The 16,001-nt window shown below is 73.3% G+C and carries 15 protein-coding genes; 11 read left to right on the top strand and 4 right to left on the bottom strand.

Annotated features, from left to right (window positions below; genetic code table 11):
• Positions 1-368: 368 nt before the first annotated feature.
• Complete coding sequence (locus MB828_RS32975) at positions 369-1,130, bottom strand: hypothetical protein (RefSeq protein WP_301651394.1); 762 nt, start codon at positions 1,128-1,130, stop codon at positions 369-371.
• A 349-nt stretch (positions 1,131-1,479) separates the two neighbouring features.
• Between MB828_RS32975 and purN the strand changes: the two genes are divergently transcribed.
• Both purN and purH read left to right on the top strand, forming a co-directional pair.
• Complete coding sequence (gene purN, locus MB828_RS32980) at positions 1,480-2,109, top strand: phosphoribosylglycinamide formyltransferase (RefSeq protein WP_133028863.1); 630 nt, start codon at positions 1,480-1,482, stop codon at positions 2,107-2,109.
• Complete coding sequence (gene purH, locus MB828_RS32985; protein WP_301651395.1) at positions 2,106-3,689, top strand: bifunctional phosphoribosylaminoimidazolecarboxamide formyltransferase/IMP cyclohydrolase; 1,584 nt, start codon at positions 2,106-2,108, stop codon at positions 3,687-3,689. Before purN ends, purH begins: the two co-directional genes overlap by 4 nt.
• A 104-nt stretch (positions 3,690-3,793) precedes the next feature.
• Here purH and MB828_RS32990 read toward each other — a convergent pair whose 3' ends face one another.
• A complete protein-coding gene (locus tag MB828_RS32990) occupies positions 3,794-4,390 on the bottom strand; it encodes an RDD family protein (protein WP_046727309.1) in 597 nt (198 codons plus the stop codon).
• Positions 4,391-4,619: 229 nt separating this feature from the next.
• Here MB828_RS32990 and MB828_RS32995 point away from each other — a divergent pair, with 229 nt between their 5' ends.
• The 8 genes from MB828_RS32995 to MB828_RS33030 all read left to right on the top strand — a co-directional run bounded on the left by MB828_RS32995 (position 4,620) and on the right by MB828_RS33030 (position 12,752).
• A complete protein-coding gene (locus MB828_RS32995) occupies positions 4,620-5,483 on the top strand; it encodes a bifunctional methylenetetrahydrofolate dehydrogenase/methenyltetrahydrofolate cyclohydrolase (protein WP_133028866.1) in 864 nt (287 codons plus the stop codon).
• Positions 5,470-5,889: a DUF3017 domain-containing protein gene (locus tag MB828_RS33000; RefSeq protein ID WP_343236223.1), complete on the top strand. Its 420-nt coding sequence runs from the start codon at positions 5,470-5,472 to the stop codon at positions 5,887-5,889. The genes MB828_RS32995 and MB828_RS33000 overlap by 14 nt, the downstream gene beginning before the upstream one ends.
• Before the next feature lie 271 nt (positions 5,890-6,160).
• A complete protein-coding gene (locus MB828_RS33005; protein WP_301651396.1) occupies positions 6,161-7,324 on the top strand; it encodes a sensor histidine kinase in 1,164 nt (387 codons plus the stop codon).
• Complete coding sequence (locus MB828_RS33010; protein WP_301651397.1) at positions 7,321-7,998, top strand: response regulator transcription factor; 678 nt, start codon at positions 7,321-7,323, stop codon at positions 7,996-7,998. The genes MB828_RS33005 and MB828_RS33010 overlap by 4 nt, the downstream gene beginning before the upstream one ends.
• Before the next feature lie 274 nt (positions 7,999-8,272).
• Positions 8,273-8,734: a helix-turn-helix domain-containing protein gene (locus tag MB828_RS33015; RefSeq protein ID WP_301651398.1), complete on the top strand. Its 462-nt coding sequence runs from the start codon at positions 8,273-8,275 to the stop codon at positions 8,732-8,734.
• Positions 8,735-9,000: 266 nt separating this feature from the next.
• Complete coding sequence (locus tag MB828_RS33020; RefSeq protein WP_301651399.1) at positions 9,001-10,050, top strand: helix-turn-helix domain-containing protein; 1,050 nt, start codon at positions 9,001-9,003, stop codon at positions 10,048-10,050.
• A gap of 342 nt (positions 10,051-10,392) precedes the next feature.
• A complete protein-coding gene (locus MB828_RS33025; RefSeq protein ID WP_133028872.1) occupies positions 10,393-11,382 on the top strand; it encodes a malate dehydrogenase in 990 nt (329 codons plus the stop codon).
• Between the two features lie 113 nt (positions 11,383-11,495).
• Complete coding sequence (locus MB828_RS33030) at positions 11,496-12,752, top strand: hypothetical protein (protein ID WP_301651400.1); 1,257 nt, start codon at positions 11,496-11,498, stop codon at positions 12,750-12,752.
• 3 nt (positions 12,753-12,755) lie between these two features.
• Here MB828_RS33030 and MB828_RS33035 read toward each other — a convergent pair whose 3' ends face one another.
• Both MB828_RS33035 and MB828_RS33040 read right to left on the bottom strand, forming a co-directional pair.
• Positions 12,756-13,442: a siderophore-interacting protein gene (locus tag MB828_RS33035; protein ID WP_301651401.1), complete on the bottom strand. Its 687-nt coding sequence runs from the start codon at positions 13,440-13,442 to the stop codon at positions 12,756-12,758.
• 38 nt (positions 13,443-13,480) lie between these two features.
• Complete coding sequence (locus MB828_RS33040) at positions 13,481-14,884, bottom strand: MFS transporter (protein WP_301651402.1); 1,404 nt, start codon at positions 14,882-14,884, stop codon at positions 13,481-13,483.
• 101 nt (positions 14,885-14,985) lie between these two features.
• On the opposite strand from MB828_RS33040, the gene MB828_RS33045 reads away from it, so the two are divergent.
• Complete coding sequence (locus tag MB828_RS33045) at positions 14,986-15,966, top strand: LysR family transcriptional regulator (protein WP_301651403.1); 981 nt, start codon at positions 14,986-14,988, stop codon at positions 15,964-15,966.
• Positions 15,967-16,001 lie beyond the last annotated feature (35 nt).

A 16,001-nucleotide genomic window follows, 5' to 3' on the forward strand; every position in this document is an offset into this window, starting at 1 on the left:
CCTCCCACCCCCGACCGCCCCGCCCACCCCGACAGACTGAGCACCGGCCGGGAGGCCGGCGGGGCACGGAGGCGTCGAGGACGGACCGGAACCGCAACACCGGACGCGCGAGCAGGCCACGGCGGCCACCCAACGCCGAGGCCGGCCATCCCCGGTGCGGGAGCGAACAAGCGGCCCCCGCACCGGGACCGTACGTCCGCGCACCCCCTCAGAACCGGCCGAGTCGAAGAACGCGCCCCCGCGCAAGGCGTCCGCGCACCCCCTCAGAACCGGCCGGGTCGTAGAACTCGCCCCCGCACCGGGACCGTGCGTCCGCGCACCCCCTCAGAACCCGCCGAGTCGAAGAACTTGGCCCCCCCGCGCCGGGGTCAGCTGTTTGTGGTGGTCAGGAAGGGGCGGAGGTTCTTGGGGAGGAGGTCGTCGCAGGACTGTCTGGCCTCGTTGGTCAGGGCGTCCGCGGCGCAGGTGTAGTAGTCGCGGTAGACCAACTGGACGGTGAAGTTCGTGGCCACCAGGGCCAGCGCCAGGGAGGCCGTGACCAGCCCGCTGATCGCCGCCGTCGTCTGGGGCCGGCCGGTGGCCGCCTCGTCGGCGCCGGCCGACTTCGCGCGGAGTGCGCTGACCCCCCAGTAGACCGCCGGCGCCCCCAGCAGCAGCGCCACGTACGGCCAGCCGAAGAGCGCGAAGAAGAAGGCCCACATACCGCACAGCAGGGCGTAGCGGGCGCGTCGCTGGACCGGGTCCGTGGGGTCCCAGCGCATGCCGGGCCCACCGGGGCCGCCGCCCTGGCCGCCCCCGTTCGGACCGTCGCCCTCGGGCCGGCGCTCGCCGAAACCGCCGGACTGCCGGCCGGGCTGGCGGTCGCTCCACTGGCTGCCCCACGGTGACCCCTGGTCACCGTCGTGGTCGCCGTCACCCTCGCCGGTGGGGCGGCGCGGCCGCCACGGCGAGTCCGGTGTGCCCTCCGGCGGCGGGGCGAAGGGGTTGTCGTCCTGCTGCGAGCCCTTCGGCCGGTCCGAGGGCGCGTCCGGCGGCGAGGCCGGCCGCTCCCGCAACAGCACGGCGGAACGCGCCCCGTCCTGTACCGACTGCGGGGGGAGCATACGGAGTCCCAGGCTGCGGTCCGGCATCAACTGAGCGTCTTCCCCTAGATCGACTACTGCTGGTGAGTACGGCTGATGATCACGGCTGATCGATACGGCTGAGCAGTACGGCGGACGAACACCCGGCCATCTCGTGAACGCGTCGCGCCCCGGACGCGTTCCCGCCGCGGTACCCCCCAGACGCTACCTTCCGGCCACGCCCCCGTCCCGTGGGGGCCGTCCGGTGTGCCGGTATCGTTGCTGACGGTCGGCCGCTTCGTAGACTTCCCCGTATCCCGGGGCGTGAAGCACTCGTACGAATGTACAAGCACCGCGAGTACAAGCTCGGCACGAGGCCGGCCGCCGTACCGACGCTTCCCCGAGAAAGGGCCCCGCCGTGGCCGCCAAGCCCGTGGCCAAGCGCCTCGTCGTGCTGGTCTCCGGATCCGGCACCAACCTCCAGGCGCTGCTCGACGCGATCGCCGAGAGCGGTGCCGAGGCCTACGGTGCCGAGGTCGTCGCCGTGGGCGCCGACCGCGACGGCATCGAGGGCCTCGCGCGCGCCGAGCGTGCCGGGATCCCGACCTTCGTGACCAGGGTGAAGGACTTCGGGACCCGGGAGGAGTGGGACCGGGCGCTGGCCGAGGCCGTCGCCGCCCACCGGCCCGACCTCGTCGTCTCCGCCGGGTTCATGAAGATCGTCGGCAAGGAGTTCCTGGCGCGGTTCGGGGGGCGGACCGTCAACACCCACCCCGCCCTGCTCCCCAGCTTCCCGGGGGCCCACGGCGTACGCGACGCGCTCGCGTACGGCGCCAAGGTCACCGGCTGCACCGTCCACTTCGTCGACGACGGCGTCGACACCGGACCGATCATCGCTCAGGGCGTGGTGGAGGTCCGGGACGAGGACGACGAGAGCGCTCTGCACGAGCGCATCAAGGACGTCGAGCGAAGGCTGCTCGTCGAGGTCGTGGGGCGGATCGCCCGCAACGGCCATCGCATTGAGGGACGAAAGGTAGTTATCCAGTGACCGCCGAGAGCACTGTCACGGCCGAGAGCGGCAAGCGGGCCATCCGTCGCGCGCTCGTCAGCGTCTATGACAAGACCGGGCTCGAAGAGCTCGCCCGTGGACTGCACGAGGCCGGTGTCGCGCTCGTCTCCACCGGCTCCACCGCCTCCCGTATCGCCGCCGCCGGCGTCCCCGTCACCAAGGTCGAGGAGCTCACCGGCTTCCCGGAGTGCCTGGACGGCCGGGTCAAGACCCTGCACCCCCGGGTGCACGCCGGCATCCTCGCCGACCTGCGCCTGGACAGCCACCGCGAGCAGCTCGAAGAGCTCGGTGTCGAGCCGTTCGACCTCGTCGTCGTCAACCTCTACCCGTTCCGCGAGACCGTCGCCTCGGGCGCGAGCGAGGACGAGTGCGTCGAGCAGATCGACATCGGTGGCCCCTCGATGGTCCGGGCCGCCGCCAAGAACCACCCGTCGGTCGCCGTCGTCACCAGCCCGCAGCGGTACGCCGACGTCCTCGCCGCCGTCGCCCGGGGCGGCTTCGACCTCGCCACCCGCAAGCGGCTCGCCGCCGAGGCCTTCCAGCACACGGCGTCCTACGACGTGGCGGTGGCCTCCTGGTTCGCCTCGGAGTACGCCCCGGTCGACGAGTCGCGGTTCCCGGACTTCCTGGGCGCCACCTGGGAGCGCGAGAACACCCTGCGCTACGGCGAGAACCCGCACCAGCCCGCCGCCCTCTACGTCGACGGCAGCGGCGCCGGCCTCGCCAGGGCCGAGCAGCTGCACGGCAAGGAGATGTCGTACAACAACTACACGGACACGGACGCCGCGCGCCGTGCCGCGTACGACCACGACGAGCCGTGCGTCGCGATCATCAAGCACGCCAACCCCTGCGGCATCGCGGTCGGCGCGGACGTCGCCGAGGCGCACCGCAAGGCCCACGCCTGCGACCCGCTGTCCGCGTTCGGCGGGGTCATCGCCGTCAACCGGCCGGTGAGCCGGGAGATGGCGGAGCAGGTCGCCGAGATCTTCACCGAGGTCATCGTCGCGCCCGACTACGAGGACGGCGCCCTCGAAGCCCTGGCCAAGAAGAAGAACATCCGGGTCCTGAAGGCGCCGGGCGCCCCCGCCAACCCGGTCGAGGTCAAGCCCGTCGACGGCGGTGTCCTCCTCCAGGTCACCGACCGCCTCCAGGCCGACGGCGACGACCCGGCCCACTGGACCCTCGCGACCGGCGAGGCGCTGAGCCCGGCCGAGCTGGCGGAACTCGCGTTCGCCTGGAAGGCCTGCCGCGCGGTGAAGTCCAACGCCATCCTGCTCGCCAAGGACGGCGCCTCGGTCGGCGTCGGCATGGGCCAGGTCAACCGCGTCGACTCCGCGAAGCTCGCGGTCGAGCGGGCCGGCGAGGAGCGGGCGCGCGGCTCGTACGCCGCCTCCGACGCGTTCTTCCCCTTCCCGGACGGCCTGGAGATCCTCACCGCGGCCGGGGTCAAGGCCGTGGTGCAGCCGGGCGGTTCGGTCCGTGACGAACTGGTCGTCGAGGCCGCCCGGAAGGCCGGCGTGACCATGTACTTCACGGGGACGCGGCACTTCTTCCACTGAGCCGGCCGCGCGCGGCCGCCGGCGCCTGGCCGCCGGCGCGCGGCTGAAAACACCAGGGCCGTGTCCCCCGCGGGGGACACGGCCCTCGAAGTGCGTGCGGCCGCTCAGTTGCTGCGGATCACGATCGTGCCGCAGACCTTGTCGGCGAACGTCTGGCGCTTGGAGTCCCACGCCGGCCACAGCCAGCCCAGGTAGCAGGCGAGGCTGTCCAGGATGTGCGCGATACGGCGTACGAACGCCATGCCGACGCCGATCGGCTGGCCGGTGGCCTCCTTGACCAGGCGGATGCCCAGCGCCTTCTTGCCGATCGTCTGGCCGGTGCGGCCCTCCTGGATCAGCTGCCAGATCGCGATACCGATGAGCGCGAGCCCGCCGATGATGCCCAGCACCGCCGCCTTGCTGCTGAAGAGCACCAGGATGTACGGCACGAGGAAGACCAGGCCGTCGACCAGCGTGCCCAGGAACCGCTGGCCCCAGTTCGCGTACGGCGGCGTCGCGCCGTAACCCTGCTGCGGGTAGCCGTAGCCGCCCTGCTGCGGGTAGCCGGGCTGCTGGGGGTAGCCGTAGCCCTGCTGCGGCGGCACGCCCTGCGGGGCCTGCTGGTAGCCGGGCTGGCCCTGCTGCGGGTAGCCGTAGCCGGGCTGACCCTGCTGCGGGTTCTGCGGCTGACCATAGGGGTTGTTGGGCGAGCCGAAACTCATGGCGGTCTTCCTCCGTTGGACCTGCGGGGACGCGCGGACAAGGACGGAGGTACGTCATGATCTGAGCGGTTTGCCCCCCAACCGGACCGCGATACTGCGCCGTTCATCGTCAAGTACGGCGGAGGTGTTGTCCAGTCCGATTCGCGAGGTGTTGTGCAAGTGCAACATCATTGATCATGACCGCACACCCGACTGGAACCAGGGGCCCGGCATCCGCGAGGATGGAGCCATGACCGCCCAGATTCTCGATGGCAAGGCCACCGCAGCCGCGATCAAGTCCGATCTGACCGTCCGCGTGGCGGCCCTGAAGGAGAAGGGCGTCACGCCCGGCCTCGGCACGATCCTCGTCGGGGACGACCCCGGCAGCCAGAAGTACGTCGCCGGCAAGCACCGTGACTGCGCGCAGGTCGGCCTCGCCTCCATCCAGCGTGAACTTCCGGCCACCGCGACCCAGGAGGAGATCGAGGCGGTCGTCCGCGAGCTCAACGAGGACCCCGCCTGCACCGGCTACATCGTCCAGCTGCCGCTGCCCAAGGGCATCGACGAGAACCGCATCCTGGAGCTGATGGACCCGGAGAAGGACGCGGACGGCCTGCACCCGATGAACCTCGGCCGGCTGGTGCTCGGCGAGCCCGCGCCGCTGCCCTGCACCCCGAACGGCGTGCTGACCCTGCTGCGCCGCCACGGCGTCGAGATCAAGGGCGCCGAGGTCGTGGTCGTCGGCCGCGGTGTGACCATCGGACGCCCGATGCCGCTGCTGCTCACCCGGCGCAGTGAGAACGCGACGGTCACCCAGTGCCACACCGGCACCCGGGACCTCGCCGGGCACCTGCGCCGCGCCGACATCATCGTGGCCGCGGCCGGCTCCCCGCACCTGATCCGCCCCGAGGACGTCAAGCCGGGCGCCGCCGTCCTCGACGTCGGTGTCTCCCGCAACGCGGAGGGCAAGATCGTCGGCGACGTCCACCCGGGCGTGGCCGAGGTGGCCGGCTGGATCTCCCCGAACCCCGGCGGTGTCGGTCCGATGACCCGGGCGCAGCTGCTGGTCAACGTGGTCGAGGCGGCGGAGCGCGGTGTCGGTGCGGGGGAGTGAGGCCGACGGGGGGCGCCGTACGACGCGGCGCTTCCCGTTGTTCACCCGGGACACGGCGCGTCCCGAAGGGGGCGGCCGGGCGGCGTCCGGGGATCTGCCGGCGCCGGCCCGGCAGTGGCCGATGCTGGTCGTGCTCTCGACCGTCGCGGTGGGGTTGCTGCTGACCTCGCTGGACCAGTTCCGGGTGGGGGCGCTGTTGGTCGGGGCGGCGCTGCTCGGCGGGGGCGTGATGCGGTGGGTGCTGCCGAGCGTCGGCATGCTGGCCGTGCGGTCACGGTTCACGGACATCGTGACGTACGGGGTGCTGGGGCTGGCGATCGTGCTGCTGGCGTTGATGGCGCAGCCGAAGCCGTGGCTGGTGATCCCGTTCCTGAAGGACACCCTGCACTTCACGATGAAGAACTAGGGGCCGGGTTTCGGCCGCGGGCCGGTGGGGGCTCGTCGCGCAGTTCCCCGCGCCCCTGACGGGGCGCTTCGCCCCTGACGGGGCGCTTCGGTGACCCGAGTGTGGAAAGGCCCGCACCTCCCCCGGTGGGTGCGGGCCTGCTTCCCCCCGGGTTCGAAGGTAGGGATGCGGCGGGTCCGGCGAATCCCACGTCCGATTGAACCGTCTACAACTTCCGCGGTACGTCGGGTGATTGACTCGGCCGCTTCGAGCCCCGCGTTACGCTGCGGCGATGCGCCCGCGCACCCCGCCTCCGCTCGCCGTCGACACGCTGATCGCGTGCATGACGGTCGCGACGGCCGTGTCACTGGGGCGGGAGTCGCCCGCGCAGGGCTGGCCGGCGCTGGACGCGCGGGCCTACACACTGGTGGCCCTCGCGCATCTGCCCACCGCGCTGCGCGGACGGTGGCCGCTCCAGGTGTTCGCCGTCGTGCAGAGCGCGTCGATCGTCTACGTCAGCTTCGGCTACTGGCCCGTGGTGTGCAGCTTCGGCTCCATGCTGGCGCTGTACACGGTCGCGTCGGTGCGGCCGGTCCGGGTCGCCGTCGGCTGTGCCGTGTGCATGGCGGGGACGTGGCTGTACGGCGGGCTCGTCAGCGCGCACTCCTCGATGCCCTCCGTCGTGCTCCAGGCACTGCTGTACTGCACGGTGCTGGTCTGGTTCGGGCACCTCGCCCAGCGCTCCGGTGAACTCTCCCGGCGGCTGCGGGCCGAGCAGGCCGAGCGGGCGCGGCGCGCGGTTGCCGAGGAACGCGGGCGGATAGCAAGGGAGTTGCACGACGTCGTCGCCCACCACATGTCGGTGATCTCGGTACAGGCCGGGCTGGCCAGGTTCGTCTTCGAGTCGGACCCCGGCAAGGCGCGGGGCGCTCTCGGCACCATCGCCGACACCAGCGGGGAGGCCCTGGAGGAGTTGCGGCGCATGCTCCAGGTGCTGCGCGAGGAGGACCCGCGGGTCGCCGAGCGGGCCCCGATGCCGACCCTGGAGCGGCTGGCCGACCTCGTCGAACGGGTGCGCGGCGGGGGGCTGTCCGTCGCGTACGCGGTCGAGGGCGAGCCCCGCCCGCTGCCGCCCGGCGTCGAACTGTGCGCCTACCGCGTCGTCCAGGAGGCGCTCACCAACGTCCTCAAACACGCCGGTCACGCGCAGGCGCGCGTGCTGCTGCGGTACCGGCCGCACGAGCTGACCGTGTCCGTCCTCGACGACGGGGAGGGGGTGAATCCGGACAGAGTGCGAACGGGCGCAGGCCACGGCTTGATTGGCATGCGCGAGCGGGCCAAGCTCTACGGCGGGACGATCAGTGTCGGCCCGCGCTCCGAGGGCGGCTTCGCGGTCGAGCTGACCCTGCCGACCTCGGCCACACTCGCACGGCGGGGGGACGACCGTACCGGATGACCAGAGTGCTCGTGGTCGACGACCAGTTCCTCATCCGCGCGGGTCTGGTGGGGCTGCTGGAGGCCGCCCCCGGGTTCGAGGTGGCCGGCGAGGCCGGGGACGGCGCGGAGGCGGTGCGGCTGGCCGCCGAGACCCGGCCCGACGTCGTCCTCATGGACATCCGGATGCCGGGTCTGAACGGCATCGAGGCCACCGAGCGGATCCTCGCGCAGGCGACGGCGCCCGCACCGCGCGTCCTCGTCCTCACCACCTTCGACCTCGACGAGTACGTGTACGGCGCCCTGCGGGCCGGCGCCTCGGGGTTCCTCCTCAAGGACTCAGGACCGGAACGGCTGCTGGCCGCCGTCACCGCGGTGGACGGCGGGGACGCCCTGTTCGCGCCCAGCGTCACCCGGCGCCTGGTCGAGGCGTTCGCCCGGCAGCGCGGCCCCGACCCCGGCACCGGTCCGCCGCCCGACCTGGAAGTGCTGACCACCCGTGAGGTCGAGGTCCTCGAGCTCACCGCGCGCGGCCTGTCCAACCTGGAGATCGCCGACCGTCTCTTCATCAGCGAGGCGACCGTGAAGACCCACCTGAACCGGACCATGACCAAACTGGACCTGGGCAGCCGGGCGCAGGCGGTGGTGGTGGCGTACGAGACGGGACTGGTGAAGCCGGGCCGTCAGGGAGGCTGAGGCCTTGGGCGGCCCGTCCCCTCCCCCGAGCGGGACGGACCGCCGTCGGGATCCAGCCTTCCCGCCGCGGGGCGGCTGTTCAACGCCGGTCCGCCGGCTGTGGCACAGAGGTGACGGTTCCGGTACGGGCCGTCCGTACTGCGACAACCTGCGGGAACCGGCGGGAACCTGCGGGTATCTGCGGGTATCTGCGGGAACCGGCGAGGCGCCACCCGTCGTCACCCGCTCTGGACCGGCAACGAACTGGCAACAAGGCAAGCCGTGGAGGTGCGTGATGGGCGGCTGGCAGCCGCTGCCCCAGGGGCTCCCGCCGGAGGTGCGGCACTTCGTCGAGCAACTGCGGCTCCTCAAGGACGACACCGGGCTCAGCCTGGTGGCGCTGGGCGCCCGTACCGCGTACAGCAAGTCCTCCTGGCAGCGCTACCTCAACGCCGTGCAGCCGCCGCCGCGGCAGGCCGTGGTCGCGCTGTGCCGGGTCGCGGGCCTGGCCGGCGCGGACGCCGAACGGCACGTCGTGCGCTGGGAACTGGCCGTCCAGGCCTGGCCGCGCCCGGCGACCGCCCCGGACCGCCCGCCGGGCACCGAGGAGTACGAGGACGACCCGACGCTCCCCTGGTGGGACCGGCCGGAGCCGGAACCGGCCCCGCGCCCGCACGGGCGGCTGCTGCTCTACGCGATCCTGCTGCTGCTCGTGCTGCTCCTCGGAGCGGTCGTCGCGGTCGTGGTTCTCGGGTGACCTGAGACCGCTGTGACCTGGGAGGTCACGACCGGATGACCGGTGTGTCGATGTGTTGACAAACCGGTGGGCAGATCACCGTGGCACCGCGCGATCCGGCTAACGTGTCCAACCGGGGCGGGCCGAGGGGCGGTTGGACCGTACGCGGGTCGGTGCTTCGGTGCGCCCCCCTGCCCGGGGCCGGGTTCCGGGGCCGCCGCGGTCCGGTGGGTAGCAAGGACCGGGGGAAGACCGGGGCGAAGAGGACCGGGGGAAGAGGGGGAGCAATGCCTCGTTGGAAGGACCTGCCGGATGAACTCGATCCGCAGGTCAAGGAGTTCACGACCCAGCTGCGGCGGCTCGTGGACCGCGGCGGGCTGAGCGTCGCGGCACTGTCCGACCGTACGGGCTACAGCAGGACGTCCTGGGAGCGGTACCTGGGCGGCCGGCTGCTGGCGCCCAAGGGCGCGATCGTCGCGCTCGCCGAGGTCACCGGCACCGATCCCGTCCACCTCACCACCATGTGGGAGCTGGCCGAGCGGGCCTGGAGCCGTTCGGAGATGCGCCACGACATGACCATGGAGGCGATCCGGATCTCCCGGGCGCGGGCCGCGCTGGGCGAGTTCGGGGCGCCGCCGGCCACCTCCGCGGCCGGCGCCGGGGGCAAGCCGCCGCGCCGGGCGGCCGCCTCCGTCGCGTCACCGGGGATCGCCGGACCCGCGGGGGTGTCGCCCACCATCCCGCCCCAGCCGACCGCCCCCGACGCCGACCGCCGGGACCGCGGGGGTGCGGGCGGCCGGGGGCCGGCCGCACCCCGGAGGCCGATGCCTCCGGGAGGGGACAGGCGCCGGCGGCTGACGATGTTCCTGGCCGGGGTCGTCGGGGTGGCCGTGGTCGTCGCCGGTGTCCTCTTCCTCACCGACGACGGCGACCACGGGAAGAAGAACCAGGGCACGGGCGCCTCCGCCACCCCGTCGGCGACCGCCGGCACCGGCCTGCCGGCCGGGGTGAAGTGCGCGGGCGCCGGCTGCACCGGCAAGGACGCGGAGGCCATGGGGTGCAGCGGTGACCTCGTGACCACCGCGAAGACCGCCGCGGTCGGCACGGCCACCCTGGAGGTCCGCTACAGCAGGACCTGCGGCGCCGCCTGGGGCCGTATCACCGGTGCCGCCCGGGGTGACTCGGTCCGGGTCACCGCCGGAACGGTCACGGAACGCGGCGACATCACGGCCACCGGCGACACCATCGCGTACACGCCGATGGTGGCGGTGAAGGACGCGGCGGCGGCGAAGGCCTGCGCGACGCTGGCGTCCGGGCCGGCCGGCTGCACGTCGTAGAAAACCGCGGGGTCCGGGAATGCCGCGCCGATTCCCGGGCACGCGAACCGTAACCCCCACGGGAGTCCGGTCGACGGCACCCCCGAGCGGCGGCCGGCCTGTCCCACCCTCTCCCGGACAGGCGGCCGCCTCTTTTCGTGGCGGCGCCTCCCAGGGGCGTGTGTCCTCCCGGTGGCGTGTGTGTGGGGTGAGCCACACCGACCCCTCCACGCCCGGCATCCGTGATGCGCGATAGCCTGACCGGTGGATCTCTTGATACCAAGAGATCGATCATTTGTACGTCCGCACCCCAGGGCACCCAGGGCAAGGACGCCCACCGCCAGCTGTCATACGGAGAACGCCATGACCCGCACTCCCGTGAACGTCACCGTCACCGGCGCGGCCGGCCAGATCGGTTACGCCCTGCTCTTCCGCATCGCCTCCGGCCAGCTGCTCGGCGCGGACGTGCCGGTCCGGCTCCGCCTCCTGGAGATCACCCCGGCGCTCAAGGCCGCCGAGGGCACCGCCATGGAGCTCGACGACTGCGCCTTCCCCCTCCTCCAGGGCATCGACATCTCCGACGACCCGAACGTCGCGTTCGACGGCGCCAACGTCGCCCTCCTGGTCGGCGCCCGCCCCCGCACCAAGGGCATGGAGCGCGGTGACCTCCTGGAGGCCAACGGCGGCATCTTCAAGCCGCAGGGCAAGGCCATCAACGACCATGCCGCGGACGACATCAAGGTTCTGGTCGTCGGCAACCCGGCCAACACCAACGCGCTGATCGCGCAGGCCGCCGCCCCGGACGTACCGGCCGAGCGCTTCACCGCGATGACCCGCCTCGACCACAACCGCGCGCTGACCCAGCTCGCGAAGAAGACGGGCTCGACGGTCGCCGACATCAAGCGCCTGACCATCTGGGGCAACCACTCCGCCACCCAGTACCCCGACATCTTCCACGCCACGGTGGCCGGCAAGAACGCCGCCGAGGTCGTCAACGACGAGAAGTGGCTGGCCGAGGAGTTCATCCCGACCGTCGCCAAGCGCGGCGCGGCCATCATCGAGGCCCGTGGCGCGTCGTCGGCCGCCTCCGCCGCCAACGCCGCGATCGACCACGTCCACACCTGGGTCAACGGCACCGCCGACGGCGACTGGACCTCCATGGGCATCCCGTCCGACGGCTCCTACGGCGTCCCGGAGGGCCTGATCTCCTCCTTCCCGGTCACCACCAAGGACGGCAAGTACGAGATCGTCCAGGGCCTGGAGATCAGCGACTTCTCCCGCGCCCGCATCGACGCCTCGGTGCAGGAGCTGGCGGAGGAGCGCGAGGCGGTCCGCGCCCTCGGCCTCATCTGAGCCACCCCGCGGCCCACGGGCCCCGATCCGGTTTCGTCCGGATCGGGGCCCGTTCCCGTTTTCGCCGCTACCGTCGAAAGCGGCACTCGGCGCAGTGAATCGGGGGGTTCGCGATGGTCCGCTGGAACAAGGAGAACGACGGGGAAGACCGGCAGGAGGGCTCGGGGAGCGACGAAACCGGCCAGGACGTCCAGGACGTCCAGGACGTCCAGGACGTCCAGGACGTCCGGGACGGACACGACGGCCACGCGGGCCAGGCCGGACCCGGCCCGCAGGACCGGTGGCGGTCACCGGAGGAGCCATGGTGGTCCGCCGGGCCGCTGTCCCTGGAGAAGCCGCGAGGAGCGGAGGGACCGGAGGGACCGGAGGCGGCGGGGTGGCCGCCGGTGGTTCCGCCCGACGGAGCGCCCGGCCCGCCGGACGGGTTCAGGGCGTCGCCGCCCCCGCTGCCCGACGGGTTCAGGGCGTCGCCGCCCGGCCCGCCGGACAGGACCCCGGCGTCGCCGCCCCCGCCGCCCGACGGGTTTCCGGTGCCGGCGTCGGGGCTGCCGGACCTGCCCACCCTGGCGGCCCTGCCCGCCACGCCCCCGCCGTTCCCGGACCGGGGTGACGGCTACACCCCGCCGCCCTGGTCGGGTACCTCGCGGCTGCCTGCCACGCCGCCGCCCGCCGGATACGCCCGGGGCGGGCGCTCCCGCCAAGTGGCCCTCGCCGTCCTCGTGTTCGCGGTCGTCGCCGGGCTGTCCGGGCTCGGGGTCTGGTACTTCGGCCGGGACGGCGGCACCGGCGGCACCGCGGCACCGAGCGCCGGTGCCGGCGTGAAGTCGTCGGCGTCCGGGTCCCGTCCGCCCACGACCGCCGGCGCCGGCCCCACTCCCGGCACCAGCCCCACGCCCGGCACCACCCCGGCCGTCCCCTCCGGGTACCGCGTCGTGCACGACCCCGTCGGCTACACCCTCGACGTCCCCGAGGGGTGGACCCGGCGCCAGGTTCAGGGCGAGAAGGCACCGGTCGTGTACTACGACTCCCCGTCCGACGGACGGCAGTTGCAGATCTTCGCCCTCTCCGAGGACACCCCGGCCCAGTCGCTCGACCTCGCCGAGAACGACCCCGGCTACGGGTACGCGAAGCAGCCGGGCTACCGGGCCGGGCAGCGCACCTCCGGAGACACCTGGGCCGAGCTGTCGTACCGCTACGACGACGCGGACAAGGGGGCCCGGCAGGTCGTCGACCACCGTTTCCAGGCCGCCGACGGCACCCTGTACGCCGTCCGCTCCAGCGGTCCCGAGAGCCTTGCCGCCGCCCTGGTCCGGGGTCCGCTCACCGCGGCCGTCGGCTCCTTCTGCCCCACCGGCGCCCAGTGTTCCTGAGCGTCACTCCATCCCCTTCTTCCCCGGCGTCCAGAACGGCTTGGTGAGTACGGTCCGCCGGTCCCACCCCAGCTCCTGGACCAGCACCTTCCGCACCGCCTGCACGGTCCGCGCCTCCCCGGCCACGTACGCCACCCCACCGGGGGCGGGAGCGAGCCGCCGTACCGCGTCCGGCAGCGCGGTCCCGCCCCGGAGCGTCCAGTCGAGGCGGTCGCCGTGGGCCAGGGGCAGGCGGTCCGCGGCGGTCGCGGTCTCCACGCAGCCGGAGACCTCGGCGTCCGCGGGCAGCGCCGCGAGCATCGCGCCGAAGGCCACCGAGGCCGTCTCGTCGCCGACGAAGACGTGGTGGGCGGCGTCGGGGCGGAGCGTGAACGTGCCCTCGGGGCGGCGCAGCCGGACCTGCTCGCCCGGTCCTACGGTGCGCCCCCAGTGAGCCCCCGGGCCGCCCTCGGGGTGGTCCAGCACGCACAACTCGACGACGCCGGAGGGGTCGTGGCGCCACACGGAGTACGTGCGCAGGGTCAGCCCGCCGACCAGGACCCGGACCTGCTGCCCCGGGCGGACGTCCAGTCCGGCGAGCTGGTCGCCGTCGATGCGCAGACGGCGCATCCGCGGGGTGAGCTGCTCGGTCTCCGTGACGGTGCCGCGCAGGGTCAGCAGATCGAGGACGGGGTTCAGCAGAGTGGGCATGGGGGCTCCTCGACGGGCCGTGTCGTGACGGGAGTTGCTCAGGCACCGGACGAACGCGATAGTACGCGTTCTCGCCCGGACGCGATACTGCGTGTCGGGGTCCGGCCGCCGTATCCGGCCACCACGACCGCGGTCGCCGCGAGCACCAGCAGCGCGACGGTGCGCAGCGCCGGACCCATGCCCGTGGTGAGGTCGGAATGGGCGGACAGCACCGTGCCGGTGACCGCGACCCCGAGGGCCGCGCCGGTCTCCCGGGCGGTGGTGCCGAGACCGGAGCCCAGCCCCGCCTGGTGCGGCGGGAGCGAGGTGACGACACCGAGGGTCAGGGCCGGCATGGACAGCCCGGTGCCGGCCGAGATGACCAGCAGCCAGCAGGCGTACCCCCAGTACGGCGTGGCCGCGCCGACGGTGGACGCGCCGAGCAGGCCGAGGCCGATCAGGGCGAGCCCGGCGCCGGCGACCGCGCGCGGCCGGTCCGCCCAGCGGGCGGCGACCCTCGGGACCAGCGCCATGCCGATCGTCAACGGCATGATCGCGACCCCGGTGACGGCCGCGTCGTAGCCCTTGACGCCTTGCAGGTACTGGGAGTTGAGGAAGAACAGGGAGAACAGTCCGAAGAAGCCGGTGGCCGTGCCGAGGGTCGCGGAGCGCAGCCGGGCGGACCGGAACACGCGCGGGTCGAAGAGGGGCTTCGGTGAGCGCAGCGCGTGAGCCGTGAAGCCGCCGACCAGCGCGCCGCCCGCCGTGAACGCGCCGAGGATGGCGGCGGAGGTCCAGCCGTACGTCGGGCCCTCGATGATGCCGAACAGCACTGCCACCAGTCCCGTGGTCAGGAGCAGGGTGCCGAGCGGGTCCAGGTCGCTGTGCGCGGAGCGCTCGGTGCGCGGGGTGGTGACGGCGACCGCGAGGGCGAGGAGGGCGGCGAGCGGCACCATCGCCGCGAACAGGGCCCGCCAGGACAGGAACTGGCCCACCAGGCCGCCGCCCATGTTGCCGGCCGCGCCGCCCAGGCCGATCGCCAGGGTCCAGGAGGCCAGCGCGCGGGCCCGGTGCTCCGGGGTGGCCAGGTGCATCAGGAGCGACAGGGTGGCCGGGGTGATCAGGGCCGCCCCGGCACCCGACAGGCCGCGGCCCGCGATCAGCACCGCGGGACCGGGCGCGAGCGCGCTGGTGGCGGCGCCCGCCGCGAACAGGGCGAGTCCGGCGAGCAGGGCGCCCTTGCGGCCGTACCGGTCACCGGCCGCCCCGGCCGGGATCAGCAGACCGGCGAAGGCGATGACATACGCGTCGACGGTCCACAGGATCTCGCTGTGCGAGGGGTGCAGCGCGGACGCGGCCAGTTCGGGGATGAGCAGGTTGATGGCGGCGACCATGCTCTGCGCGACCAGCACGCAGGCGCACAGGACGAGCAGGACAGGTCGTTTCAGGGCGTGCGTGGGCACGGCTCCTCCCGGGGAGCTGGTGGGTGGTGTGGGATGCCCTGTCACCGTAGGCTCGGCGCTGACCTGCTTTCCAGTGCAACTTGTGCAAGGGATGACTGCGCATGACGCAATCCGCGGCCGAGCCGGCGGCGGGCGGCCCTCCGGGGCCCGGCGGCCTCGACCTGAACCTGCTGGTCGCCCTGGACGTGCTCCTCGAGGAGCAGAGCGTGCAAGGCGCCGCCCGGCGGCTGCACCTGTCCGAGCCCGCGATGAGCCGCACCCTCGGCCGGGTCCGCAAGGCCCTCGGCGACCCGGTGCTGGTGCGCGCCGGCCGCCGGATGGTGCCCACCCCGCACGCGCTGGCCGTACGGGCCGAGGTGAGCGCGGTGGTGGAGCGGGCGCGGGCGCTGTTCGCGCCGGGCCGGGACACCGACCTGCGGACCGTCTCCCGGACCCTCACGATCATCGGCCACGACGCGATCGCCGGCGCCCTCGGGCCGGCCCTGTTCGCCCGGGCCGCCGCGGAGGCGCCCGGCATCCGCATCCGGTTCCTCGCCGAGAGCCACCTCGACGCACCGGTCCTGCGGCACGGCACCGCCGACCTGGAGGTCGGGGTGATCGACACGGACCTGCCCGAGGTGCACGTGGAGCAGCTGCACGAGGACCGGATGCTCGGTGTCGTACGGGCCGGGCACCCGCTCCTCGACGGCGAGCCGACCCCCGAGCGGTACGCGACCGTGGCCGGTCACCTGAACGTCTCGCGGCGCGGCAGGCTGCACGGCCCGGTGGACACGGCACTGGCCGAACTCGGCCTGGAGCGCCGGGTAGTGGGCACCGTCGGCACCTTCCCGGCCTCGCTCTTCGTGGTCCGTGACTCCGACCTGATCGGCCTGATCAGCTCCTGGAGCGTGCCGCTGGCCGACGCGCTCGGCCTGGTCACCTTCGAGGTGCCGCTGCCGCTGCCGCCGATGGCCGTCGGGCTGGCCTGGCACCCCCGTCACGACGCCGACCCGGCGCACGCCTGGCTGCGGCGCCGCGTACGGGAGCTGATGGCGGCGGAGCGGGCAGGGCAGGACCGCCGGCCGACTTCTGACCAGCGGTGACTTCGGTGAATTCCGTATCGCGGGTCACGGTCGTC

The organism is Streptomyces arenae (genome assembly GCF_022343545.1).
Lineage (GTDB): Bacteria > Actinomycetota > Actinomycetes > Streptomycetales > Streptomycetaceae > Streptomyces > Streptomyces humi.